Here is a 24287-nt window from a genome sequence, read left to right as displayed (position 1 = left end):
AGCCCATGGAGATCCGCGTCGAGGTGCTCGGACCGATCGAGGTCACGGATGCCGGGGGCCGTCCCGTGGCGGTGGGCAGCCGGCGCCGCCGCGAGGTGCTGGGCCGCCTGGTCGCCGCCGGCGGCCGGGCCGTCCCGCTGTCGGCGCTGGTCGCCGACCTCTGGGAGGATCCCCCGCCCACGGCCGCCGGGACGGTGCGCACCTTCGTGGCGGAACTGCGCCGCGCCCTCGAACCGGATCGTCCCCCGCGCACCCGCTCGCGGGTCATCGAGACCGTCGGTACCGGATACGCCCTGCGCGTTCCGCGGGCGCACGTCGACGCCCACCGGTTCGAGGACACCCTCCGGGCCGTGCGCGACGCCACCGCCGGCGAGGTGGCCGGTGCGCTGGGCGAAGCGCTCGCGTGGTGGCGGGGCGAACCGTACGCGGACCTGGACGCCTCGCCCTGGCTGGCCCCGGAACGCGCCCGCCTGGCCGAACTGCACCGCCAGGCCGTCGAGTCACGCGCCCGGGCGGTGCTCGACCTCGGGCGAGGCGCGCCCCTCGTCCCGGAACTGGAAGCGTTCGCGACCACACACCCGTGGCGCGAGCACGCCTGGGTCCTGCTGTCCCGTGCCCTCTACCAGGCCGGCCGCCAGGTCGACGCGCTTGCCTCGCTGCGCGGCGCGCGGACGAGGCTGCTGGAGCGGTTCGGGCTGGCGTCGGCGGACGGTCTCGACCATCTGGAACGCGACATCCTCCGCCACGCTCCCCACCTCACACCCACGTCCCGGGACGAGGACCGGCTGCGCCTGCTCACCCGCACCGAGGCGACGGGGACCTACACCAGGCTGCGCTCGATGAGCACCGTGGCCAGGGCCGCCGCTATCACCGGCGGCACCAACCTGGTCCTCGCCCAGGAACAGCGCGCCGCCGCCGTCGCGGAGGCGGAACGGACCGGGGACCCCGACCTGACCGCCCGGGTGATCGCGGCGTACGACGTCCCCACCATCTGGACGCGCCCTGACGATCCCGAACGGTCCGAGGCCCTGGTCGCGACCACCCGGCGCACCCTGCGCCGACTGGGGCCGGGGGCCTCGCCGGCGCTGCGCGCCCGCCTCCTCGCCACCGTCGGGCTCGAACACCGCGGCAGCAGGGACCGCTGGGCCGCCGAAGCGGCGACCGAGGCCGAGCGCCTGGCCCGGGAGCTCCACGACCCGGGCATCCTGGTACTTGCCCTCAACGCCCGGTTCGTGCAGTCCTTCCAGCAGCCCGGGCACACCGCGGAACGCGACGCGATCGCCGGCGAGCTCATCGATCTGTCCGCCCGGCACGACCTGCCGACGTTCGAGATCCTCGGGCATCTGATCAGGCTCCAGGTCTGCGCGGCCCGCGGCGAGACGGCCATGGAGACCGCGCATCACCACGTCATGGCGGCCGAGCGGCTCGCCACCCTCCACGAGACCCCGCTCGTCCACACGCTCACCGCCGCCTTCCGGACCATGCGGCTGGCACAGCGATCCGACGACCCCGCCGAGGTCGCGCACGCCTACCGCACCCTGGCCACCGACCTCGCCGGCGCGGGCATGCCCGGGGTCGAAGCCGGCCTCCTCCCGCTCGCGCTCCTCTCACTCCGCCTGCGTCACGCACGCCCCGCGCCGACGGATCCCGCCCTCGACTGGGGCCCCTACCGCCCCTGGGCCCAGCCCCTCGTCGACCTCGCCCGCGGCAACACCGCAGCGGCCCGCCGCACCGCCGCCGCCCTGCCGGCACCCCCCGCCGACCACCTGTACGACACGCTCTGGGCCGTGACCGCGCACACGGCACTCCGACTCCAGGACACCTCACTCGCGGCACAGGCACACGACGCCCTCTCCCCCTTGCGCGGCGAGGTCGCGGGCGGAACGACCGCCATGCTCACGTTCGGGCCGGTGGACGAGGTGCTGACGGCCTTGGAGGGGATGGGTGTTCGACCGGGGCGCCGGACGCCCCGGTCGAACACCCTGCCGGTCAGCGGGTCTCGGTCGGACTGCCGCAGCCCTTCTCCGCCAGGAACTCGGCCTGGGCCCAGGGAGTGGCGCTCTCGAAGAGACGGTTGAGGAGCTCCCCCTCCCACTCCACCGACTCCACTTCGCCGATCCCGTACTCCGTCAGGATCCTGCCGATGGCCTGGAGGGCGAGCAGCGAGTATCCGCCGAGTTCGAAGAAGTCACCGCGGTGTACGTCGATCGACTCGGCGTCCACTTCCAGTACTTCGGCCCAGATCCTGCGCACCACCTCCGCCGCGGCTTCCGCGTCACCCGGCGGGTGCGGGGACTGCCGGTCCGTCAGGGTGGCGGAGAAGTGGGTCTCCGGGTTGGCCGGATTGTCAGTCACAGTTCCTCCATGGGTTGCGTTGGGGGGCGGTCGTCGGGACAGGGGCTTGTGTCTTCCTCACAGCTCGGCGTCGGGGTCCTCGGCCAGCGCGGCGAGCAGCGGGGGGAAGGCCGCGGTGAAACGGCCGGCGGTCGACTCGTCGTAGCGGGCCAGGTCGTACTCGAGGACACCCGCGAAGCCGCCGTCCGCGTCCTCCTCGAGCATCACGGTGGCGTCGAACTTCGCCGAGCCGGTGTCGACCCGCACGGGCTCCGCGACCAGACCGGGGAGTTCGGGCGCGCGCACCGGGACGCCGTCGTAGGAGAACATCAGCTGGAACAGCGGATTGCGCTGCCGGTCCCGGGCGGGCCGCAGCTCCCGCACGACGTGGTCGAAGGGCACGTCCTGGTGCTCCAGCGCGCCGTACACCACGTCCCTGGTCCGGCGCAGCAGCTGCCGGAAGGTGATGCGCGGCGTGAGGCGCACCCGCAACGCCACCGTGTTGGTGAACAGCCCGATCATCCCGGCGGTCTCCGGCCGTCCCCGGCCCGACACGAGGGAGCCCACGACCAGGTCACGGGCACCGCTCTCCCGGTGGACGAACGCGAGGAAGCCGGCGAGCAGCGCCGTGTACGCCGTGGCGCGCTCCCCCGCGGCCAGCTCCCGCAGGCGTGCCGCGACGCCGGAGCCGACGGAGAACGGGCAGGCCAGTCCCGCCGCGGGCGGCCCTGCCGCGTCACGCGTGGGCGGCAGTGTCGTCCGGGCCGGGGCGCCGTCCAGCGCCTGTTTCCAGTAGGCGAGTTGCCCGTCCGTCGCGGGCGGGTCCGGCGTGCCGTGCCGGGAGGCGTACGCGGCGTAGGACACCGGCAGGAGCGGCAGTCGCGCCGGCACTCCGGTCAGGGCCTCCCGGTACAGCTCCGGCAGTTCCCGGAAGAGCACGTCGGTCGACCAGCCGTCGTAGACGATGTGGTGGAAGACGAGCGCCAGCACGTGGTCGGCCGGGCCGGTGCGCAACAGGTCCGCGCGCAGCAGGGGTCCGCGTGCCAGGTCGAAGGGGGCGGTGGCCCGTTCGGTGAGGATCCGGCGTGCCTCCTGCGGCGGAGCGTCGGACAGGTCGGTGATCCGCAGGGTGAGGGCGGCGGCGCCGGGCGGTGCGACGCACTGCACGGGGTGTCCGTTCTCGGTGCCGATCGTGACGCGCAGCGCCCCGTGCCGCCGGACGACCTGCCGGAGGGCGTGTTCCAGCGCGGACGGCACGAGGTCGCCTCTGAGGCGCAGGACGACCGGTTCGTTGTAGGCGGCGCTCGCCGGCGTCATCCGGTGCTGGAGCCACATGCGCAGTTGTGAGGAGGTCAGGGGCGCGTGCTCGGGTTCCGTGCCCGCGCCGTCCTCCCCGTCCCTCCGGGAATCCCCGACCGGGCCCGCCGTGACCTCGCCGCCGGCGCGGCGCAGTTCCGCGGCGACCCGTGCCAGCGCCCGCGCCGTCGGCGCGTCGAACACCGTGCGCTGGTGTACGTCCAGGGCGAGCGCCTCCCGCAGACCGGCCGCGATGCGGGTGGCCGTGAGGGAGTCGCCACCGAGGGCGAAGACGTCGTCGTCGGGGCCGACCCGGGGAATGCCGAGGGCCATCGCGCACACTCCGGCGACGGCCGCCTCCAGCGCGGTGCGCGGCGCGGCGCCGTGCGGCGGGTCCGGTTCCTCGTCGAGGGGCAGGTGCGGCAGGGCGCGGCGGTCCACCTTGCCGTTGGGGTTCAGCGGGAGTTCCGTGACCGGGAAGAGGCGCGCCGGCACCAGCGGCCGGGGCAGGACGGCCGCGAGGTGGGCGCGCAGGCCCGACGGGTCGTGGCCGTCCTCCCAGACCACGCAGGCGCACAGCTGGTCCGTTCCGGCCGCCGTCGGGCGTGCGAACACGGCGCTCGCGGCGACGCCCGGGTAGCGGCCGATCGCCGACTCCACCTCGCCGGGTTCGATGCGCACGCCGTGGAGTTTGATCTGGTGGTCGGCACGGCCGAGGAACTCCAGCACACCGTCGTCCCGGCGGCGCACGAGGTCGCCGGTGCGGTACATCCGCGCGCCCGGACGGTCGGCGTACGGGTCGGGCAGGAAGCGTTGCGCGGTCGCTTCCGGCCGTCCCAGGTAGCCGCGCGCCAGGCAGTCCCCGGCGAGGTACAGCTCGCCGGTCCGGCCGTCCGGGACCGGGCGCAGACGCTCGTCCAGCACCCGTACCCGCACGCCTGCCAGCGGGGTGCCGATGGGCACCCGGGGCCAGGTCCTCACCTGCTCGGCGTCGCTGGGCACTTCGTACAGGAGTTGGGAGACGGTGCCCTCCGTCGCGCCGTACTCCTGGACCAGGCGCACCCCGGTGGGCAGCCACTCCGCGACGCGGTGCGCGGAGACCTGCTCGCTGCCCACGACGAGGAGCCGCAGCGAGACGGGTGGGCGCGGGGTGCCGTCGTGGTCCAGTTCCCGCAGCCACTCGTACCAGTAGGCGGGGGTGAGCTGCAGGGCGGTGACGCCGTACCGCTCCACGACGGCGGTCAGGCGGGCGCTGTCCGCGAGCGCCTCGTCCGGATCCATCACCAGACAGGCTCCGGCGGCCCAGGTGGCGAGCATCTCCTCGGCGGCCACCGAGAAGCCGATGGAGGCGAACTGCAGGACGCGGTCGCCCGGCCCCAGGTCCAGGCGGCGCGCGATCTGCCGGGCCAGGTTGACGAGCGGGCCGTGTTCGAGCGCCACCCCCTTGGGCGTCCCGGTGGAGCCGGAGGTGTACGCGATCCAGGCCAGGTGCTGCGGCTTCGGCACGGCGGAGGAGCCGGGGCGCCGCGTTCCTGCGGCGTCCTCCCGGTCGGCCTCCTCCTCCCACGTGTCGTCCAGGCACAGGACGGTGCCCGGGTACGCCGTGTCGTCGAAGGGCGGCCGTCGCTGGGCCAGGACGACCGGGGCAGCGCTGTCCTCCAGGGCGAGCCGCAGCCGCTCGCGCGGATAGGAGGGGTCCAGGGGCAGACACGCCCCGCCTGCCTTGAGCACGGCGAGTACCGCCACGGCCAGTTCGACGGACCGGGTCAGGTGCAGGCCCACGGGCACGTCGGGGCCGACGCCGAGGCGGCGCAGGCGGGAGGCCAGCCGGGCGGCGCGGCGGTCGAGGTCCGCGTAGCTGAGGCGCCGGTCGCCGCAGAGCAGGGCGACGGCGTCCGGTGTGTCGCGGGCGTGCCGCTCCACCGGCTCGTGCGCGCAGCGGTCGGAGCGGGCCGCGCCCCCGGCCGCCGCGGGGGCGGTCGTGGAGATGCTCACGGGACCAGCACCACCTTGCCGGCCGCCCCGGAGTCGAACAGCCGGAACGCCTCCGGGGCCTCGGCCAGCGGCATCCGGTGCGAGACGACGAAGGTGGGATCGATCCGGCCGCCGCGCACCAGGTTCATCAGCGGTTCACGGTCGCTGATCGGGTCGCCGACGGCGAAGCGCAGCGTGACCTCCTTGGCGAACGCGAGCCGGGTCGGCAGGGGCATGGCGTCGGAGGCGTGGGCCCCCACCGCGCACACCACCCCGCGGGGCCGGACCGCGTGCAGCGCGGTCAGCAGCGCGGCGTCCGTGCCGACGGCCTCCAGGACGGCGTCCGCGCCACGCCCGTCGGTCAGGTCGGCGATCTCCCGGGCGGCGTCGGGCCCGCCGGGCACCGGGTGGGCGCCGCGTTCGGCGGCCCGTCGGCGCCTGCTCTCCAGCGGGTCGACGGCGAGCACCCGGGCCGCGCCCAGCATCCGGGCGGCCTCCAGGGCGAGCAGGCCCACGGGACCGCAGCCGACCACGGCGACCGTGTCCCCCGGCCGCACCCCGGCGCCCACGGCGCACGCGTATCCGGTGGCGAGGACGTCGCCGATGAACAGAGCGTGCTCGTCACCGACGTCGTCGGGGATCGGGAACAGCACCACGTCGGCGAAGGGCACCCGCACGTACTCGGCGTGTCCTCCGGCGTATGCCCGGGTGCCCACCACGGTGTCGTAACCGAACAGGCCGACCCGGTCGCACTGGTAATGCCAGCCGTGGCGGCAGGACCCGCACCGGCCGCACGCGATGATGTCCGAGGCGACGACCCGGTCGCCGGTCCGCAGGCCGTGCACCTCAGGGCCGACGGCCTCGACCACGCCGGTGAACTCGTGGCCGGTGACCGTGCCCGGCGTGAAGCCTGCGATCTCGCCGCGGTACGGGTGGAGGTCGGTGCCGCAGATCGCGCTGCGGACGACACGGACGACGGCGTCCCCCGGGTCCTCGATCCGGGGCACGGGCACGTCGTCGGCGACCGCCACCCGGCGTGTGCCGTGCCACTGCAGCGCTCTCATGTCTCCTCCGGTTCGCGACAGGCGGCGTCGAGCACCTGGCGCAGGTCGTCGAGCAGGCGTCCGGCGGCGGTGTCGTCGTACGGGTCGGGGTGATGGGTCAGCAGGGCGCGCAGCGCGCCAGCGTCCTCGTAGAAACCCAGGTCCAGGGGGTAGGGCGAGAAGGGATCGTGGTCGACCGGTGTCACGTCGAGCCCTTCCAGCGCGGGCGGCACCTCCGGCGTGGTCTGGAAGGAGACGCACACGCTGATCGCCGGCCGGAATCCGGGCCGCCACAGCCCCAGGTCGGCGGCGAGCCGCTCGAAGGGCACGTCACGGTGGGCGTAGACGCCGAGCAGGTTGCGGCGGACCTGGCGCAGCAGGTCACGGAACTCCCCGTCCTCGGTCACCCTGGTCCGCACGGGCAGCAGGTTGACGAAGAAGCCGGCGGCCTTCTCGAACTCGGCCCGGGTACGGAATCCGCCCCGGGTGGCGACCAGGATGTCGTCGGTGTCCACGTACCGGCGCAGCACCCGGGTGAACGCGGCGAACAGCAGCATGAACAGGGTGACGCGCTCGCGGCGGGCGGTGGCCCGCAGCCGGTCGTACAAGGGCCGCGGGAACGTCAGCCACTTCGTCCGCGGGGGCCGTGTCTCCCCGGGCGGCGCGGGACGGGCCAGGCTGAGCGGCGGCAGCGGGGTCACGTCCGCCAGCGCCTGTTTCCAGTAGGCGAGGTGTGCGGGGTAGGCCGGGCCCGTGAGCCAGTCGTGCTGCCAGCGCACGAAGTCCGCGTACTGGGTCGGCACGGGCGGCAGGGGGGAGGGCCGCCCGGACAGCCGTGCGGCGTAGAGCTGTTCCAGCTCTCTCAGCAGCACCGCCCACCAGGACCAGGCGTCGGAGACCAGGTGGTGCAGGGTGATCCTCATGATGTGCTCCTGCGCTGCCAGCCTGAGCAGCGCCGCCCGCACCAGGGGCCCGCCGGCCAGGTCGAACGGGCGGCGCAGGTCCTCGGCCAGGAACCGGGCGGCGGCGTCCTCACGGTCCGCCGCGGGCAGCGCGGTGAGGTCCGTCAGGGACAGGGGCACCGGGACGTCCGGGGCCACGGTCTGGACGGGCCGGCCGTCGACGAGGGGGAACCGGGTGCGCAGCGCCTCGTGGCGGCGGACGAGTTCCTCGATGCTCTCCCGCAGCGCCGTCGCGTCCAGCTCGCCGGTGAGGCGGAACGTCATGGGGTCGGCGTACCGGGTGGTGCCGGCGCGCCGCTCCAGGAACCACATGCCCTGCTGGGCGTACGACAGGGGCAGGCCGGCGCCGTCCCGCGGTGCCGCGCGCTCCGGTGTCCCGGCCCTCTTCGCCATGCGTGTCTCCCCCTCGGCCCGGATTACTTGACGCCCCATGCGAAGAGCCAGCGGCGGGGCACCTCGGTGAGTTCCAGTCGCTCGAAGGTGGTCCGCAGGCCCTGGGTCAGTGCCTCGGAGCCGAGGGCCGGATCGTCGATCCCGGTCGCTCCCTCGATGAACACCGAGTACCGGCACAGGGCCTCCCAGTCCCGGAGCGTCCAGGCGTACACGGCCTCCTCGGACTTGACGTGGGAGAATCCCGCCGCGGCGAACAGCTCTTCGTGCTGCTGCGGGGTGAGCGTCTGCATCGCCACCGGCTTGGTCCGGGCGACCACGAGGTCGCTGCCCGCCGAACGCAGCGCCTCCCGCGTGGCACGCAGCCAGTGGGCGTAGAAGGGGCGGGTCTCGGGCAGGACGGCCCCCTCGTAGAACAGGGTGTTCAGGGCGCAGCGCCCGCCCGGTGCGAGCAGCCGGTGACAGCCCTCGACGACGGCGCCGCGCTCCGCCGCCGGTATCTGGTGCATCACGTTGCTGAGGACGGCGACGTCGACGGGGCCGGTCAGGGTCTCGACGTCCTGGGCGCGTCCCCGCACGAAGCGCACCTTGGGGTCGCGCAGCCGCGTGGCGGCGATGGCGAGTTCGTGCTCCGAGGGGTCGATGCCGATGATGGCGCCGACGTGCGCGGACCGGGCGAGGAGCAGTTCGGTGGCGAGGCCGGAGCCGCAGCCGACGTCGGCGACGACGCCACCGGCGGGTGCCTCGCAGATGTCGACGAGACGCTGGGTCACGTCGCCGTACAGGGGGCGACGTGACATGGCGTCGAACTCGTAGCCGTGGACGAAGGTCATCGCACCTCAACTCATCGGTTCGGACGGGATGTCGGACGGGCTCGGGAGTGCGGTGCGGGCGAGCAGCCGCTCGGCCGTGCCGCCCATGAGGTCCTGGTACTCCCGCGGTGAGAGCGGGGCGCTGCCCGGCGGCCACGGCCGGGGGTCGTGGGCCAGCCGCGCCATCCCGGCCACGGACCCGGTCATGGAGGCGAAGGGAAAGTCGGTCCCCCACAGCAGGCGGTCCAGGACCCCGCTGTCCCGGGCGTACGCCAGGGCCGAGGCCACGGTCGCGGGCGGCTGGTACGAGCCGAAGATGGACAGGTCCGCGTGGAGGCGGGGATGACGGGCGAGCAGGTCGACGCACTGCCGGGTCCAGGGGGTGCCGAGGTGGGCGAGGATCACCGTCAGTCCGGGGAAGTCCTTGGCCACCTGCTCCACCAGCAGCGGGGAGAAGTAGCGGGCGTCGGCGTTCCGGGAGGGTGTGTACCCGGTGTGCATCAGGACCGGGATGCCGAGGTCCTGGGCGGTCTCGTACACGTCGTACCACCGGCGGTCCGCCGGGGACATGCGCAGGTAGCAGGGGGCGGTCTTCAGTCCGCGCAGTCCCAGGGCGGTCACGGCGTGGCGCAGGCGCGCGGCGGCGCCCGGGGTGCCCGCGTCCACGGAGGCGAAGCCGGTGAACCGGTCGGGGTGGCGGGCACACAGCTCGGCGACGAACTCGTTGGGTACCGAGAAGCCCTCGACGCGCCGCACGTCGAAGGCGAGCAGGACGACCCGGTCGACGCCCGCGGCGTCCATCTCGGCGAGCAGCTTCGCCTCCGGCGCCGACAGCGCCTCGGGCGGCATGCCGGTCGTGGCGGTCATCTGGGCGGCGAACCGGGCCGAGTAGTGGCGGTAGTACTCCCCCGCGTGCACATGCGCGTCGATGATCACGAGCGTCGCTCCTCGGGACGTGGCCGGTGACCCGGGTCCTGCTCGGTGGCCCCGTCGCGCCAGAACAGCAGGCGGACGCCCTTGGGCTCCAGCCGCAGTTCCTCGGTGGCCTGCGGGGTGCCGTCCGCTGACCGGCGCCGCACGGTCGTCCGCACCGGCTCGGGCGCGTGGTTGATCACCACACCGCAGCGCTCGGCGCCGCGGCCGAGCACGGTCGTCTCCACGGCCGGGTCGTCGGCGGTCAGCGGCGCGCGTATGCCCGCCGCCTCGGCGAGGGCCGCGTACAACCGGTGCCAGGCGGCCTCCTGTAATCGGTAGGGGGCGTTGAGCTGTGCCTCCAGCGGGGCGTTGAGGTAGTGGGCGGTCCCCTCGCCCAGGCGGTGGCGGGTCAGCGCGGGCGAGCCGTCGGCGAACGCGGCCAGCACCTCGGCGCCCGCCGCGTCGATCACCGGGACGGGACCGGGATCCCAGTGCAGCGGGTAGTGTTCGCCCGCCCAGGTGAAACCGGCGTGGGTGCCGGCGGCCAGGGTGAAGTCGCGGACCCGGATGCCGAACAGCTCCTCGTCACCGGCGGCGTCCAGCAGGCTGCCGGTGGAGTAGAGCAGTACGCCGCCGGAGGTGACGTACCGCTCCAGTCGGAGACGGTCGGGCAGCGAGAGCTGCCGCACCGAAGGGCAGATCAGCAGGGCGTGGCGTTCCAGCTCCGCGTCGCGGTGGGTGAACGCGTAGGGCAGGTGGGCCTGCTGGAGGAGCAGGTGGGCGTAGAAGGGGGCGGGGGCGTCGCTGCCCGACGGCGTCAGGTAGCCGGCCCCGTCCTCGGAGTCCTGCTCGGGGACGAAGACGCCCACCGGGGCGGGCAGGGGCCGGAATCCGGCCAGCTCGCCGGAGACGCGCCGCGCGAACGCCTGGTACTCGGCCAGGGCGGGTTTCTCGCGGCCGTCCGCGGCCAGCAGTCCGACGCGCCGCTCGTTGGGGCGAAGGGCGTACGGCTTGCGGTCGGTGGTGAAGTCCTGCCAGCACCACACGGCCGTGCCGACGGCTCCGGCCGCGAAGGCGGAGTGGACCGCGGCCCGCAGGTAGCCCGCGGCTGTCGCCTCGTCGCAGCCGTAACTGCCCAGCTCGTCGACGTACACGGGCCGGTGGGCGCTGCCGCGCCGCACGAGATAGGGCACGAACGCGGTGGCCTTGCGGGCGGCGACGGACTCGATGTGGAACGGCGTCCACACCGGGAAGCCGTGCAGTCCCACCAGGTCCAGTGGCCGGGCGTGCTCCGGCCGGAAGGCGTGGCCGCCGAGGATCGCGGACGCCTCGTTGGCCTGGAGGACCAGGGCGGCGGGGTCGGCGGCGCGGATCGCGGCCGCGAGCGTCCCCCACCACGCACCGGCCTCGTCGGCGTCCAGCGCCGCGGACGACGCGGAGTCCACGTGGATGATCTCGTCCCCGAGGTCGTACGCCAGGAGGTTCGGCGCGTCCCGCAGCGCGGTGGCGATGTGGTGGACGAAGGCCCGCTGACGCTCGACGAGGTCCGGGTCGCGCCACAGGTCCCGGCCGTCCCGCCACGGCGGGTCGAAGCGCTGGCCGTTCATCCAGATGGTGAGCAGGGAGGGCAGGCAGGACAGGCCGTGCCGGGCGGCGGCCTTCGCCAGTTCCCGCAGCCGGTCCGTCATCACCGGGTCGTGGACGCCCTCCTCGGGCTCGAAGTCGGCCCAGAAGACGAAGAACCGCACGGTGTCGACGCCCGCCGCGGCCATGCGGCGGAAGTCGTCGTCGATGCGGGCGCCGTCCCACTCGCGCCAGTAGTCGCATCCGGTGGTCGAGGGGTGGTAGTTGACGCCGACGCTGACGAAGGGCCGCCCGTCGCGGTGCGGTACACCGTCCACCAGGGTGACGCGGCCGCGGTTCACCGTGCCCATGCGGAGTTCACCGCCTCCACGACCTGCCGGACCCCGGCCTCGCCCAGGTCCGGGTAGAGCGGCAGGGAGAGCTGGCGGGCCATCACGTCCTCGGTCACGGGCAGCAGGCCCGGTCCGGTGCCGTAGCGTTCCCGGTAGGCGGTGAACAGGTGGGTGGGCGGATAGTGCACCCCGCTCTGCACCCGTGCCGCGCGCAGCCGGTCCTGGAACGCTTCGCGGTCGGTGCCGGGGAGCAGCAGCACGGCGAAGAGGTGGTGGGCGCCTTCCTCCGCCGGCCGGGTGGCGAACGGCACGGTGAGTCCGGGCAGTCCGGCCAGGTGCTCGCGGTACGCGCGGACCGCTTCCCGGCGGCGGGTCTGCGCGGCGGGCAGGGCGTCGAGCTGGACGCGCCCGACGGCGCAGCCGACCTCCGTGGGCCGGTAGTTGAGGCCCAGGGCGTCGACGTCGTAGCCGGAGGGTCCGCCGCGGTGGCGCTGCTGGGCGCTGACGGTGAGGGCGTGCGAGCGCAGCCGCCGGATCCGGTCACGCAGGGCGGGGTCGCGGGCGACCACCATGCCGCCCTCGCCCATGGCCAGGTTCTTGGTGGCGAAGAAGCTGTAGCAGCCGATGTCGCCGACCGTGCCGAGCATGCCGTGGACCGAGTCGGTGGCGGGGGCGTGGGCGCAGTCCTCGATCAGGGCCAGCCCGTGGGCGCGGGCCAGCCGGGCGAGGGCCGTGAGGTCGGCGGCGTGCCCGCCGTAGTGCATGGCGACGATCGCCCGGGTGCGCGGGGTGATGCGGCGGGCGGCGTCCTCGGGGTCGAGGCACAGGTCGTGCGGGCCCGTGACGTCGGCGAACACGGGGGTCGCGCCGGACAGGGCGACGGTCGCGGCGGCCGACACGAAGTTCAGCGAGGGCAGCACGACCTCGTCGCCCGGGCCGATGCCCAGGGCCAGCACCGCCAGGTGCAGGGCGGCGGTGCCGCTGCTGACGGCGACCGCGGACTCGACGCCGAGGGCGGCGGCGTACTTGCCCTCGAAGTCCTCGGTGACGGGCCCGGCCGACAGCCATCCGGAGCGCAGGACCTCGGTGACCGCCTCGACCTCGGCGGGCCCGAACGCCGGGCGGTACAGCGGGAGGTCGAAGGCCGTCATCCGCGCACCGCCCCCCGGGACGCGCCGGTGCCCGCGCACAGTTCGGCCACGCCGCGCCGGCCCAGGTAGCGGGCCCGGTCGGCGCGGAACGCCGTGGTGGCGAGGTCGAGTTGCTCAGGTGTGCCGATGTCGCGCCAGTCGCCCTCGATGACGTAGCCCTCGACGCGCTCGCCGTGCGCGCGGGCACGGTCCAGCAGGGCGGGCATGTCGTGCGGTCCCCGGGGCGGCAGGAAGCGGAGCAGGGACGGTTCGAGGACGTAGATGCCGCCGCTGACCAGGAAGCTGAGCCGCGGCTTCTCGCGGAAGTCGGTCACGCGCCGTTCGTCGTCGAGTTCCACCACGCCGTGCGCGATGTCGATGTCCTGACGGCTGAGCGCGATCGTGGCGGCGGCCTGCGACTTCTTGTGGCGGGTCCACAGGTCGGCGAAGTCGACGTCGGTGAGCAGGTCCGCGTTCATCACGAGGGTGGAGTCCTCGAGGGGCGGCAGCAGGGCGAGCGGACCGGCGGTGCCCAGCGGCTCCTCCTCCAGCGAGAAGTCCAGTTCCAGGCCGGACCAGCGGTTGCCGCCGAAACTGGCCCGGATCATGTGGGCCCGGTAGCCGAGGGAGAGCGTGACGTGGGTGAAGCCCGCGCTCTTCAGCTGCATGAGGATGATGTGCAGGATCGGTATGCCGTCGATCGGCATGAGGGGTTTGGGGACGGTCAGGGTGGCGGGCCGCAGTCGGCGGCCTTCACCCCCGGCCAGTACCACTGCTCTCATCGGGCCTTCTCCGTTTGCTTCCGGGCGGCGATCAGCGTGCGGTAGACGGTGTGGACCCGGTCGGCGACCGCGTCCCAGCCGAGTTCACGGCGCACCCTGTCGTGGCCGTGCTGCCCCATGGCGCGGCGTTCCGCGGGCCGCGCGAGGAGCCGGCTGACCGCCTCGGCGACGGGCCGGGCGGCGGGCCGGGCGAGGAGGCCGTCCCGTCCGTGGGTGACGACCTCCCCGCTGCCGAGGAAGTCGGAGGCGACGACGGGCTTGCGGCAGGCCCACGCCTCCACGTAGACGAGGGGGAAGAGGTCGACGGTGGAGGGCACGCACACCATCTCGCAGGCGGCGAGCGCGCTGTGCTTGGCGTCCTCGTCGGCCAGGTCGAGTTCGACGATGCGGGGGTCGGCGTACTCCGCGAACCGCTGTGCGCAGTCGTCGTCCCAGCGGGGTCCCATGAACACGAAGGAGGTGTCCGGGTGGTCCTCCCAGACGTGCCGGGTCGCCTCCAGGAGCGTGACATAGCCCTTGGAGCGCATCTTGCGGCCGAGGAAGAGCACCATGGGCCCGTTGATGCCGTGTTCGCGGCGGAACCGGGCGGGGTCGGGGGTGCCGGGCAGGTGCGGGCCCTGGCCGACGATGTGCAGGGCAGGATCGCGGACGCCGGCGTCGCGCAGCATGTCGCGCTCCGCCGCCGAGAGCGCGAAGACGGCGTCGGCGCGGCGGCAGCCGTCGAGTACGGCCGCCCGGTCCGGCCAGACCTCGGGCGCGGACGCGGGAGTGACGGCGAACGGCACGTTCCAGGCCCGCGCCAGGCTCAGGCCGGCCGTGATGTCCTGCGGGTGGTGGGCGTCGACGGCGTGGATCAGGTCCGCCGGGTCGGTGTCGTCGGGGGTGGCGGGGAACGGCTGGACCTTCACGCCGGTCTCCCGCATGAACCGCGCGGTGTCCTGGTCGACGCGGCCCGTGTACACGCCGGCGTCCCATCCGCGGCGGCTCATCGTCGCGGCGAGGTACTGCGTCATCAGCTCGGCGCCGGCCCGCGCCGGGAAGTAGCCGCGGTGGACGTACCGTACGCGCACGCCGCTCACGCTCCGGTCCCGCGGACCGCGAGGTCCTCGGCGTACCAGGCGCAGGTGCGGCGCAGCCCTTCGTCCAGGCCGACCTTGGGGCGGTAGCCGGTCAGTTCGCGCAGGCGGGCGATGTCGGGCAGGCGCCGGACCGGGGACAGCGGGGGCGCGGGGTGGACGTCGACGGCGGGGTGACGGCCCAGCGTGTCGAAGACCTTCCGGGCCAGGTCCCTGATGCGGATCTCCTCCTCGTCGTTGCCGATGTTGACGAGCAGCGGTTCCTTGGCCGGCAGGGCGGTCAGCGCGATGATCGCTTCGACGGCGTCGTCGACGTGGCAGAAGGCGCGGGTCTGGTCGGCGCCGTGGATCTCGAAGGGGTCGGCACCGCTGAGCAGTCGTTCGACGAACTGCGGGATCACATGGTCGTAGCCCATGCGGGGGCCGTAGACGTTGTGGAAGCGCACCATGCGCAGGGGGAAGCCGTGGGCGCGTGCGTAGGTGCGGCACAGCACCTCACCCGCGATCTTGCTGAAGCCGTAGGAGGAGCGGGCCACCGTGGGGTCGGGCAGCATCAGCGGCACGTCCTCCGCGGTGGGCACGGCGGCGAGGCCGGCCTCGACGCTGCCCGCGTAGGCCTCGCTGGACGAGGCGAAGCAGAGGGTGGCGCCGGTCAGCCCCGAGAGCCAGTCGAGGAGGTGGACGGTGGTCAGCAGGTTGGTGCGCAGCACCCGCCGGGGGTTGTCGTTGGACTCGGCGACTCCCACCACGGCGGCCAGGTGGTAGACCTCCGCGTAGTCGTCGGCGAGCAGCCCGTCGGGCACGGGGGTGGTCAGGTCGTGCTCGACCAGTTCGACGCGGCCGAGCAGATCGGACAGCGCGGTGTCGGAGCGGCCTCTGCTGAAGTCGTCGAGCAGGGTGACGTCGCGGGTGGCGGCCAGTCGGCGGGCCAGGTGCAGGCCGATGAAGCCGGCGCCTCCGGTGATCAGGGTCTTCTTAGGCACGGCCGAGCCTCATCGCCTTCGTCGTGGGCGGGAGGACCCGCCAGGTGTCGTAGACCACGGCCGGCTCCGCCATCCGCGCCACCAGGTCCGCGGCGTCGAGGTCGCCGTAGCGGGGATGGTCGTTGAGGAGGATCGCCGCGTGGGCGCCGGTGAAGCCCTCGGTCAACTCGACCGCGCGGACGCCCAGTGCCTCGATGCGGGCCGGCGGCACCACGAAGTCGTGGCCGACGATCTCCTTGACGCGCTCCTTGAGGAACGGCAGCAGGCGCTCGTAGGGGGCGCCGCGCAGGTCGTCGGTCTCGGGGCGGCCCTTGTAGGCGAAGCCCGAGAGCAGGATCCGGGCGTCGGCCGGGTCCTGGCCCTGGTCCCGGAGCGCGGCCAGGACGCGTTCGCCGACCTTGCGCGGCATGGACTCGTTGAGGGCGCGCGCCGCAGTGATCATCTGTGGTGTGTGGCCGTACGCGGCGACCGAGTGGGCGAGGAGGTACGGGTCCTTGGTCAGACAGCTGCCGCCGACGAAGCCCGGCTTGTGGAGGGTGGGCCTCGGGTAGCCGAGGTTGGCGGAGTCGATGATCTCCCGGGCGTCCAGGCCGAGTTTCTCGGTGAGGAGAGCGACCTCGTTGCCGAAGCCGTAGATCAGGTCGGTGTGGCAGTTGCAGACCAGCTTGACCAGTTCGGCGGCCTCCGGTGAGGAGACGGGCACCACCTGGTCGGTGAGGGTGGCGAAGAACTCCGCCGCCCGCTTGCCGGCCTCGTCGGTCAGGCCGCCGACGATCTGCGGCAGGGACAGCAGTTCCGCCAGCGCCTGTCCCTGGATGGTGCGCTCCGGGCAGTAGGCGAGCAGCGGTTCGGCGGTCCTGCGGCGCAGGACGGGCAGTACCAGGTCACGCGAGGTGCCCACCGGGACGGTGCTGCGCACGATGACCAGGGTGTCGTCGTCGGTGCCCGCCGCGATCGCCTCGGTGGCGGCCCGCAGGTGGCTCAGGTCGGGGGTGGTGCCGCCGGCCTGGATGGGTGTGCCGACGCAGATGATCACGACGGGCGGCAGCTTCCGCTCGCCGAGGTCGCCGGTGACGGCGAAGGCGCCGGATCCGACACCGTCCCGGACGGCCTCCTCGACGCCCGGCTCGGCCACCTGGAGCCGGCCCCGGGCGAGTTCCTCCGCCACCGCCGGATTGGTCTCGTGGCCGAGCACGCTTCTGCCCGTGGTGAGCAGCGCGGCGGCGAGTGTGACGCCGACGTAGCCCAGCCCGACGACGCACACGTCGTAGTCCTCGTACGGCCTGTTCGCTGGCATTGACATAACCCCCTGGATGCGGCGCGTGGGAAGGTGGGTCGGTGGTCGGTCAGCCGACGACCCAGTGGGTCTTCTCGGCTCGGCCGCCGAGCTGCCGTTTCTGGTCGTCGAGGCCCTTCACCTCGGAGCCGCCCGCGTCGACCTCGCGGATGCCGTGCCGCCACATCTTCTGGAACACGGTCAGCCACACGTACTGGGGAATGGCGGTGAAGCCGGTGGGGTCCTTCAGGACGCCGGTCAGCCGCTCGGGAAAGCGCATGGTCATCGTGCAGTAGAGCGAAGCCCTGCGCGGGCCGGTGCGCTCGCCCGCGAAGAACAGCACGGGGATCTCCTCGCCGTCGGGCAGGAAGAGGCCGCCGAGGTAGGCGAAGTAGTCCCGCTCGTTCTGCCCGCCGGGGCGCTGGGTGATCAGCGCGCGGTAGTCCTCGGGGGTGGAGCCGACCAAGGTGCCCTGCTCCCGGCGTGCCTCGAAGTAGCCCTCGACGATGGCGCGGGCCTTGCGGGTCTCCGGCTCGGTGTAGCCGTACGGGCGGACCTGGAACCGCAGGTGGTCGTTGCGCTGGAGGAAGTTCTCGAACCGGCGGCAGGCGAGGCGGTTCTTGCTCTTGTACCGGCGGTGCTCCTCGCCCGGCAGGTTGCGCACGCGGAGGCTGCCGTCCGGCTGTTCGTCGAGGAGCGTGTCGAGGTAGTAGACGCGGTTGGGGTGGGTCTCGTCCTCCTCGGGCGCCACCGGGTGCCACGGATCCTTGGTCACGGGGGCGAAACCGGCGTCCAGGAAGTCGGCGTGGTCCTCCGGCGCCAGGTGGCGGACGTACACCGAGGTCCGCGCGAGTCCGGCCTCGCGGACGGCGGTGATGAAGGACGTGACGGCGGCCACCTTCCCCGGGCCCTTCGGCGCGACGATGTGCAGGTGCTTCGCCGGGCTGTCCTCCTTGCTGAAGTAGCCGACGCCGAAGAGGTTCTCGCCGTCGTGGTAGACCAGGCCATTGGGGTGGCGGGTGCTGGTGCCGCGCAGGTTGTAGCCGTTGGTGTACAGCATCAGCCCCAGGTGCCCCATCGCGAACGACCCGTCCTTGAACCGCTGGATGGCGTCGAAGGACTCCTCGACGGGGCACAGCTTGTCCCCGAAGAGACTCTCCAGGCGGGCTTCGAACTCGTCGCGTTCTTGGGGAGGCAGGCGCATGGGTTCTCCTCTGGTCGAAGGCGCGCGGTGCTCGCGTACGGTCCTGCTCACGGGGACGGGGCGGCGTGCCCGGGGCCGGTGGGCGCGGCGGGCTGTCCGGCGGTGTCCCGGGCGGGTTTGCCGAGCAGTTCGACGATGCCGTCGACCAGGTGCCAGAACAGGCGCTCCCCCAGTTCGGCCGAGGCGCCGGTGGCGGAGGACAGCACGCCCTGGTTGGAGATCTCCTCGACGTCGACGGGGTGGCGGTACACGCCCGCGGGTGGCGGCGAGGCGTGACTGGGCCGCTCCGGGCGGACGACGTCGGGGCGCAGGTACATCATCAGGCTCGTCTCGGTCAGGCCCGCGTGCTCCGCGTGCCAGCCGGGGAACCGTGGGATGTGTTCGCCGAGCCATTCCTCGGTGACCAGGCTCCACCAGCTGAAGGCGACCACCTCGGTGTCCGGGAACACGGTGGCCGGCGCGCACCCGTCGATCGCCTCGAAGAGCAGGCCCTCGTTCTCGTAGTGCCCGTTGATCACGACGAGCCGGCCGAGGCCCAGGCGGGACAGGGCCGTGAGGCAGTCGGTGAGGTACGCGATGAAGGTGGCGCCGCCGAGATGCACGGTGCCGGGGAAGTGGAGCCCGCCGCCGCTCTGCGGCAGTGACCGGGCCGAGACCGGCTGGCCGGGCAGCAGCAGCCCGCCGACCTCCGCGGCCACCTGCCGGGCCAGTGCGTCGGGGATGTCCATGTCGACGGAGAGCGGGAGGTGGGGGCCGTGCTGCTCCAGTCCTCCCACCGGCCACACCAGGGTGGCGCCGCGCATGGCCTGCGGCACCTGAAGACTGGTCAGGTCTCCGTAACGGGGTACGTTCGTGGTGCGTTGCCTCATCGCCCTCACCTCATGACCTCTTGACACTGCGCCCGACCAGGTCCGCCACCGTGCCGCCGTGCGCGCCCAGCCAGTCGTCGAAGCCCTGGCGGATGGCGCGGAGCGTGGCGTGCATGTCCCGGTGCAGCGCGGTGTAGACCTGGACGGCGTCGGCGCCCACGCTCAGGTACTCCGCCACGTCCTTGCCGTTCTCGACCCCGCCGCTGGCCATCACCGGCACCGTCAGCCCGGCGCGGCGCAGGCCGAAGATCTCGGCGAGCACGAGCGGTTTGATCCCGGCCCCGGAGTAGCCGAACGCTCCCCCCAGGCGCACTTCACCCGTGTCCGCGTCGACGGCCAGTCCGGCGACGGTGTCGCTCAGGGTGACGGCGTCCGCGCCACAGGCCTGGGCCGCCTCGACCCGCTCCCGGACCCGCTCCCCGGCCGCCAGCTTGACGCTGAACGGCACCGGGGTACGGCGGCGGACCGCATCGGTGTAGGCGGCGACACGCTCCGGGGTGTCGTCCAGCCCGCCCTCCTCGTTCAGGCAGGAGATGCCGAGCTCCAGGGCGGGGCTGCCCGCCCGCGTCACGTGGTCGGCCAGCTCGGCGAGTTCGTCCGGTGAGTCCGCGTGCACGGAGGCGATCACCGGCAGCCCGTCGTCGGCGAACCTGCGGAGCATCGCGCACCAGTCGCCGACCGGACGGCGGGAGTACGTGGTGCTGTTGAGCATGCCGGTGGGCAGGCGCAGCAGACGTTCGTCGCCCGCGGGGCCGGGGTCGGGGTGGATGGTCTTGGTGACCACGGCCGATGCCCCGTCGTCGAAGAGCCGGCGGATATTGCGCTCCTGGTCGGTGAGCAGGCCGGAGCCCACCACGACGGGGGACGACAGCCGCAGCCCCAGGATCCGCGCGGTGCCGTTCACTCCGACATCACGACCTCCCGGCCCAGCTTGTCGAGCAGCCGGAGCAGTTCGGCGGGATGGGCGCGGGCCTCGGCCAGGTCGAACACCGTCACGTCGCCGACGGAGGGCAGCCCGCGCAGCAGGTGGCTGGCGTTGGGCGCCATGGGCGTCGGTGTGACGACGACGATGGGCCTGCCTAGCGCGGAGGCCCAGCCGAGTTCGACGTGGGTGCCGTCGGTGCGCATCAGCTCGCCCGCGGCGTCCACCGGCAGCACCGGCACGAACACGTCGCAGCGGCGCATCCAGTCGAAGTCCCGGACACTGACCTGGTCCGGGGAGAACAGGGCGGTGTCCGCGCCGAACTTCTCGGCGACATGGGCGGAGAAGACCGTGCCGTTCGCGGCCGCGACGGCGTCGATGATCTCCCGGATCGCGTGCCGCAGGGGCTGGTGGAAGCCGTCGTCGTGGATGGCGTGCTGGATGGGCCCGCCGACGAAGACACTGACTCCGGTCAGATCGAGCCCCTCCGTCCCGTCGAAGCCGGCCGGCGTGGTGTCCCTCATGACATCTCCCGATCTGCTTGGCGAAGCGCGATGTGGTGCACCTTGAGCTGCGTGTACTCGTGAAGACCCCACGGGCCGTACTCCACGCCGATCCCCGAGTGCCGATGGCCGCCGAACGGCACGTCGTGCCGCAGGTCGCCGTGGGTGTTGATCCACACGGTTCCGCACCGCGGCCGGCCGGCCAGGGCCCGCGCCCGGTCCTCGTCGCCCCACAGGGAGCACCCGAGCCCGTACGGCGAGGCGTCGGCACGGTCGATCGCCTCCTCCGGGTCGTCGTACGGGATGACCGGGACGACCGGGCCGAACTGCTCCTCCTCTTCGAGGCGGTGGCCCGCCGGGAGGCCGGTGACGACGGTGGGGGGATAGAAGTGGCCGGGCCGGTCGGGGACACGGCCACCGGCCAGGACCCGGGCGCCGGAGCGCACGGCCTCGTCCACCATGCCCGCGACGCGGTCCCGCTGGGCGCGGCTGACCAGCGGGCCGTACTCGGTGGCCGGGTCGAGACCGTCGCCCACGACGGCGGCGCTCGCCAGGTCGGCCATGGCCGCGGCGAGGCGGTGATACTGCGTGCGGTGGGCGTAGACGCGTTTGACCGCGGCGCAGAACTGCCCGCTGTTCGTCATGGCCCGGGTGAACAGGTCCCGGGCGACGGCGTCGATGTCGGCGCCGGGGAGGACGACGGCGGGGTCGTTGCCGCCGAGTTCCAGCACGATCCGCTTGAGGTCGGCCGCGGCCTGCCGGGCGATGGCCCGTCCGGTGTCGACCGAGCCGGTGAAGGACACCAGCCGGACCGCGGGGTGGACGGTGAGCCGGGCGCCCAGTTCGGGACCCCCGCCCACGGCCGCGAAGGTGCCCGCGGGCAGCACCTTCCCGAGGGTGTCACCCATCATCAGGCTGGACAGGGGCGTGTCCGGGGAGGGCTTGAGGACCACGGTGTTGCCGGCCAGCAGCGCGGGCGCGATCTTGCACACGGCCAGCAGGACGGGGTAGTTGGAGGGCGCGATCGCGGCGACGACGCCGTGCGGGACGCGTTCCAGGGCGACGCGGGCGGCGGGCTCGTCGACCAGCTGCTGCGGGCTCAGGTCCAGCCGTGCGGTGTGGGCGAACCAGTCGGCCGCCAGCCGGACTTCGGCCCGGGCGTGTCTCAGGGGCTTGCCCTGCTCCCGGGTGAGCAGCTCCGCCATCGGGTCCACGACGGCCAGCAGGGCGTGGTGGCAGGCGAGGAGGTGCTCGCGGCGGACGTCGAGCGGCGTCGCCGCCCAGCCGGGGTGGGCGCGGGCCGCGTCGTCCAGGACCGCGTCGAGCTGCTCGGGCGTGCATCCCGGGGCGTGGGCGAACACCTCGCCGAGGGCGGGGTTCTCGACCGGTGACGGTCCGTACCGCTCGGCCCCGGCGCGTTCGGCCGGGGACGCGCAGGTGACCGGCCCGGTGGCGTGGGCGTTCACCCGCGGTACCCCGTCCGCGGCGGCACCCGGTCAGGGCTGAACTCGGTGGGTCGGTGGGCGAGTCGGACTACGGATACGGGCATATGCTCCCGCCAGGAGGAGGTCGCGTCGGGACGGTGGCCGAGTGAGGAGGCGGACCGGCGCGGGGCGCCGGGGCATCCCGTGAGCCGGGCCGGTCGGCGGTGGACGGTCGGCAGCGGGCCCGTTCGTCGGGCGTGCGCGGCGTGGCTGCCAGGACGGCGGACCCGAGGCACTGTCCGGCTTCCGGCGCCGGACGGCCGCGTCACTGCCTGGCCTGCCGTGTTCTGGGGGCGGCTCGGGGAACAGTCTTGCCAGGGCCCGGTGATCGTGCCACCCCCACTTTGGGCTATGGTCATCCGGCTACGCCGAACGCCCGGCCGGATGCGCCTGGCGGGTGCCAAGGCGTGCGGGGAGCATGAGGAAAACGGATCATCTGCCGGTGGGCGGGTGCACCCGATGCGCGTTCCCTGGAGGCATACGCCGGACGTGTTCGGACCGGAGGCGCCCTCCGGGGTTTCCTGTTCCGGCTTCCATGGGGCGTCTGCCGCACAACGCCGGCCGGACGAGGGGCGATTGCGGCCCGGCCACGCCGGCCAGCGCACCCGCACCACGGGCGGCGACCGGGAGCGTCGGCCGAGCGGCATCCCACGACGCGACGGAAGCGACCCGCCCGGGGCGCGGCCCGTCAGAGCCCGTCCGCCACCGCGTGTTCGGCGTGCTCGACGAGTGCCCGCTCGACGTCGTACAGGAAGCCGCGTACCTCGCACGGCGTGAGCGCCCGGCCGTCGGCGTTGAGCACCAGCCGGGTCCAGCCCGGTTCCTCGTCGTCGATCACGAGGAAGAAGGTCTCGCCCTCCTCGAACTCGTGGGACGTGACCACGGTGTCCGCCATCGCGGTCCGCAGGGTGGCGCCGGAAACGGGGCCCGTCCGGTTCCCGGCCGTCTCCGGCAGTCCGTGCCCCGCCCGTATGTCGTTGAAGCAGTACGACAGGTCGACGGGGACGCCCCGCTCACGGGCGGCGGCCTCGAACAGGTCGGTCACATCGTCCGGGTCGTAGAGGCCGTTGGCGTAGGCGGCGGTGCACGCGGCGAAGGCGCGGCGGGCGATGTCCTCCACGCGATCCCCCTCCAGGTCGATCGTCACGGCGACCTCCGCGTGCAGATTGGCGACGGTGCCGCGCAGCTCGGGATCCGACCGGTTGGCGGTGAGCAGGCGCAGAGCGCACGAGGACAGTCCGGCCCGGTGCCCGAGGAGCCGGGCGACGACGGTCAGCAGCACCGCGGAGGTGCTCACCCGCCAGTGCCGTGCCAGCAGCGGCAGGGCGAGTGCCACCGCCCGGGAGTCCAGGGCCGCGCTGTGGCGCACGGCCGCCGTGGCTTCGCCTCCCGTGCCGGCCGGCCGCCCTCCGGCTCCGTCGGCCCTGGGGAACAAGGTGGCGGGCGCGCCGGCGAGTTGGCGGCGCCAGTACGCGTGGGCGCGGCGCAGCAGGGCCCGGCCGCGCGGGGAGCGCTCGAACCACGCCTGTTCGACGGGCTGCCGGGACGGTACGGCGGGCGGGAAGGGACGCCCGGAGGCGGCGGCGTCGAGCAGTCGGGTCACTTCGTCGGCCAGCAGGCGCAGCGACGCCAGGTCCGCCGCGAGGTGGGACACGCAGAAGCCGGCGAGCACCGGTGCGCCGTCGACGACGGTCACCATGAACCGGACCAGCGGGGCGCGAGCCGGTTCGAAGGGGGAGTGCCGCATGCGGTGCCGCCAGGTGCGCAGCACGCCCTCCGCGTCCTCGCCGCGCCCGACGGTCCACACCTCGGCCTCGAACTCGCCCGATTCCGCCACGTGTTGGATGAGGTCGCCGTCCGGGTCGCGGGCGAAGCCGGTGCGCAGCGACTCGTGGCGGCCGAGCAGTTCGGCGAAGACCGCGAGCAGATCCTGCGCGGTGCCGCGGCCGGGCAGGTCGACCCAATGGCAAACGTTGTAGAAGGCGGCATCGGGCAGTTGCCGCTCGATCAGGTTCCACATGTGCCGCTGGGCGCAGGTGGCCGGCGCGACGGCGGTCCGTCGCCCACGGAACGGGACACGGTGCCGGACGGACAAGCCCACGGCTCGCTCCTCTCCGGGGCTGTCACGCCCCGGCTCACCGTAGCGACCGCCTGCTGCGGGCGGCACCCGCACGTATGGCCCTGCCCGTTCGGGCACACCGGTCGTGCGCCCGCCAGGGACTTCCCCTGCGGTGCCCCGTCCCGGGAGCATCGCTCCATGAACGTTGCCCGACGCGCCACGGCGCGTGGCGGTCCGGCCGCCGGACCGACGGCCGGGCCGACACCCCGGCCGCCACCCGCGACCCGCGACCCGCGGGCGGGCCGAGCGCCTGGACCACGGCAGCCGCGATGCGCGCGTGCCCCAGCGGGCCGGCAT

Annotated in this window: 19 protein-coding genes; 1 reads left to right on the top strand and 18 read right to left on the bottom strand. The window is 73.7% G+C overall.

Translation table 11 applies throughout. The annotated features are described in order from the left end of the window. Positions 1 to 5: 5 nt before the first annotated feature. Entirely contained in the window at positions 6 to 2078 is a 2073-nt protein-coding gene (locus tag ABZ948_RS03230) for an AfsR/SARP family transcriptional regulator (RefSeq protein ID WP_359756994.1), read from the top strand. Here ABZ948_RS03230 and ABZ948_RS03225 read toward each other — a convergent pair. The 18 genes from ABZ948_RS03225 to ABZ948_RS03140 all read right to left on the bottom strand — a co-directional run bounded on the left by ABZ948_RS03225 (position 1990) and on the right by ABZ948_RS03140 (position 23972). Next, entirely contained in the window at positions 1990 to 2355 is a 366-nt protein-coding gene (locus ABZ948_RS03225) for an acyl carrier protein (protein WP_359756754.1), read from the bottom strand. The genes ABZ948_RS03230 and ABZ948_RS03225 overlap by 89 nt on opposite strands. Before the next feature lie 57 nt (positions 2356 to 2412). After that, positions 2413 to 5625 carry a non-ribosomal peptide synthetase gene (locus tag ABZ948_RS03220; RefSeq protein ID WP_359756753.1) on the bottom strand — a complete coding sequence of 1071 codons (3213 nt, stop codon included), beginning with the start codon at positions 5623 to 5625 and terminating at the stop codon, positions 2413 to 2415. Beyond that, positions 5622 to 6668 carry an alcohol dehydrogenase family protein gene (locus ABZ948_RS03215; protein ID WP_359756752.1) on the bottom strand — a complete coding sequence of 349 codons (1047 nt, stop codon included), beginning with the start codon at positions 6666 to 6668 and terminating at the stop codon, positions 5622 to 5624. Before ABZ948_RS03215 ends, ABZ948_RS03220 begins: the two co-directional genes overlap by 4 nt. Beyond that, positions 6665 to 8002: a condensation domain-containing protein gene (locus ABZ948_RS03210; protein ID WP_359756751.1), complete on the bottom strand. Its 1338-nt coding sequence runs from the start codon at positions 8000 to 8002 to the stop codon at positions 6665 to 6667. The genes ABZ948_RS03215 and ABZ948_RS03210 overlap by 4 nt, the downstream gene beginning before the upstream one ends. A 23-nt stretch (positions 8003 to 8025) precedes the next feature. Beyond that, positions 8026 to 8832, bottom strand: coding sequence for a class I SAM-dependent methyltransferase (locus tag ABZ948_RS03205; RefSeq protein WP_359756750.1), 807 nt, complete (start codon positions 8830 to 8832; stop codon positions 8026 to 8028). A 6-nt stretch (positions 8833 to 8838) separates the two neighbouring features. Next, complete coding sequence (locus ABZ948_RS03200) at positions 8839 to 9747, bottom strand: amidohydrolase family protein (RefSeq protein WP_359756748.1); 909 nt, start codon at positions 9745 to 9747, stop codon at positions 8839 to 8841. Then, the gene (locus ABZ948_RS03195; protein ID WP_359756746.1) at positions 9744 to 11660 is read right to left on the bottom strand and encodes a beta-galactosidase trimerization domain-containing protein; all 1917 of its coding nucleotides are present in this window, start codon (positions 11658 to 11660) and stop codon (positions 9744 to 9746) included. Before ABZ948_RS03195 ends, ABZ948_RS03200 begins: the two co-directional genes overlap by 4 nt. After that, positions 11648 to 12793 (bottom strand): DegT/DnrJ/EryC1/StrS family aminotransferase, encoded by a 1146-nt coding sequence (locus ABZ948_RS03190; protein ID WP_359756744.1) that lies wholly within the window; start codon positions 12791 to 12793, stop codon positions 11648 to 11650. The genes ABZ948_RS03195 and ABZ948_RS03190 overlap by 13 nt, the downstream gene beginning before the upstream one ends. Beyond that, a complete protein-coding gene (locus ABZ948_RS03185) occupies positions 12790 to 13554 on the bottom strand; it encodes a nucleotidyltransferase family protein (RefSeq protein WP_359756743.1) in 765 nt (254 codons plus the stop codon). The genes ABZ948_RS03190 and ABZ948_RS03185 overlap by 4 nt, the downstream gene beginning before the upstream one ends. After that, positions 13551 to 14624 (bottom strand): glycosyltransferase family 4 protein, encoded by a 1074-nt coding sequence (locus ABZ948_RS03180; RefSeq protein ID WP_359756742.1) that lies wholly within the window; start codon positions 14622 to 14624, stop codon positions 13551 to 13553. The genes ABZ948_RS03185 and ABZ948_RS03180 overlap by 4 nt, the downstream gene beginning before the upstream one ends. Before the next feature lie 5 nt (positions 14625 to 14629). Beyond that, the gene (locus tag ABZ948_RS03175) at positions 14630 to 15613 is read right to left on the bottom strand and encodes an NAD-dependent epimerase/dehydratase family protein (RefSeq protein ID WP_359756740.1); all 984 of its coding nucleotides are present in this window, start codon (positions 15611 to 15613) and stop codon (positions 14630 to 14632) included. Beyond that, positions 15606 to 16910, bottom strand: a complete 1305-nt coding sequence (locus ABZ948_RS03170) for a nucleotide sugar dehydrogenase (protein ID WP_359756738.1) — start codon at positions 16908 to 16910, stop codon at positions 15606 to 15608. The genes ABZ948_RS03175 and ABZ948_RS03170 overlap by 8 nt, the downstream gene beginning before the upstream one ends. 49 nt (positions 16911 to 16959) lie before the next feature. After that, the gene (locus ABZ948_RS03165; RefSeq protein WP_359756737.1) at positions 16960 to 18093 is read right to left on the bottom strand and encodes a hypothetical protein; all 1134 of its coding nucleotides are present in this window, start codon (positions 18091 to 18093) and stop codon (positions 16960 to 16962) included. Positions 18094 to 18140: 47 nt separating this feature from the next. Beyond that, entirely contained in the window at positions 18141 to 18962 is an 822-nt protein-coding gene (locus tag ABZ948_RS03160; RefSeq protein ID WP_359756736.1) for a creatininase family protein, read from the bottom strand. 10 nt (positions 18963 to 18972) lie between these two features. Further along, positions 18973 to 19866: a beta/alpha barrel domain-containing protein gene (locus ABZ948_RS03155; RefSeq protein WP_359756734.1), complete on the bottom strand. Its 894-nt coding sequence runs from the start codon at positions 19864 to 19866 to the stop codon at positions 18973 to 18975. Continuing rightward, positions 19863 to 20408, bottom strand: a complete 546-nt coding sequence (locus tag ABZ948_RS03150; protein ID WP_359756732.1) for a nucleoside 2-deoxyribosyltransferase — start codon at positions 20406 to 20408, stop codon at positions 19863 to 19865. Before ABZ948_RS03150 ends, ABZ948_RS03155 begins: the two co-directional genes overlap by 4 nt. Further along, complete coding sequence (locus ABZ948_RS03145) at positions 20405 to 21853, bottom strand: aldehyde dehydrogenase family protein (RefSeq protein ID WP_359756730.1); 1449 nt, start codon at positions 21851 to 21853, stop codon at positions 20405 to 20407. Before ABZ948_RS03145 ends, ABZ948_RS03150 begins: the two co-directional genes overlap by 4 nt. Positions 21854 to 22559: 706 nt before the next feature. Beyond that, positions 22560 to 23972 (bottom strand): condensation domain-containing protein, encoded by a 1413-nt coding sequence (locus ABZ948_RS03140; protein WP_359756728.1) that lies wholly within the window; start codon positions 23970 to 23972, stop codon positions 22560 to 22562. Positions 23973 to 24287: the final 315 nt, after the last annotated feature.

The organism is Streptomyces olindensis, assembly GCF_040645895.1.
Taxonomy (GTDB): domain Bacteria; phylum Actinomycetota; class Actinomycetes; order Streptomycetales; family Streptomycetaceae; genus Streptomyces; species Streptomyces olindensis.
The sequence above is the reverse complement of the archived record's forward strand: the minus strand, read 5'-3'. Positions and strand labels throughout refer to the sequence as shown.

Excerpts from the sequence above, each read along its gene's own strand:
- ABZ948_RS03190 (WP_359756744.1), bottom strand. The coding sequence starts at position 12,793 with ATGACGGCCTTCGACCTCCCGCTGTACCGCCCGGCGTTCGGGCCCGCC.
- ABZ948_RS03215 (WP_359756752.1), bottom strand. The coding sequence starts at position 6,668 with ATGAGAGCGCTGCAGTGGCACGGCACACGCCGGGTGGCGGTCGCCGAC.
- ABZ948_RS03170 (WP_359756738.1), bottom strand. The coding sequence starts at position 16,910 with ATGCCAGCGAACAGGCCGTACGAGGACTACGACGTGTGCGTCGTCGGG.
- ABZ948_RS03150 (WP_359756732.1), bottom strand. The coding sequence starts at position 20,408 with ATGAGGGACACCACGCCGGCCGGCTTCGACGGGACGGAGGGGCTCGAT.
- ABZ948_RS03195 (WP_359756746.1), bottom strand. The coding sequence starts at position 11,660 with ATGGGCACGGTGAACCGCGGCCGCGTCACCCTGGTGGACGGTGTACCG.
- ABZ948_RS03160 (WP_359756736.1), bottom strand. The coding sequence starts at position 18,962 with ATGAGGCAACGCACCACGAACGTACCCCGTTACGGAGACCTGACCAGT.
- ABZ948_RS03185 (WP_359756743.1), bottom strand. The coding sequence starts at position 13,554 with ATGAGAGCAGTGGTACTGGCCGGGGGTGAAGGCCGCCGACTGCGGCCC.
- ABZ948_RS03165 (WP_359756737.1), bottom strand. The coding sequence starts at position 18,093 with ATGCGCCTGCCTCCCCAAGAACGCGACGAGTTCGAAGCCCGCCTGGAG.
- ABZ948_RS03210 (WP_359756751.1), bottom strand. The coding sequence starts at position 8,002 with ATGGCGAAGAGGGCCGGGACACCGGAGCGCGCGGCACCGCGGGACGGC.
- ABZ948_RS03230 (WP_359756994.1), top strand. The coding sequence starts at position 6 with ATGGAGATCCGCGTCGAGGTGCTCGGACCGATCGAGGTCACGGATGCC.
- ABZ948_RS03205 (WP_359756750.1), bottom strand. The coding sequence starts at position 8,832 with ATGACCTTCGTCCACGGCTACGAGTTCGACGCCATGTCACGTCGCCCC.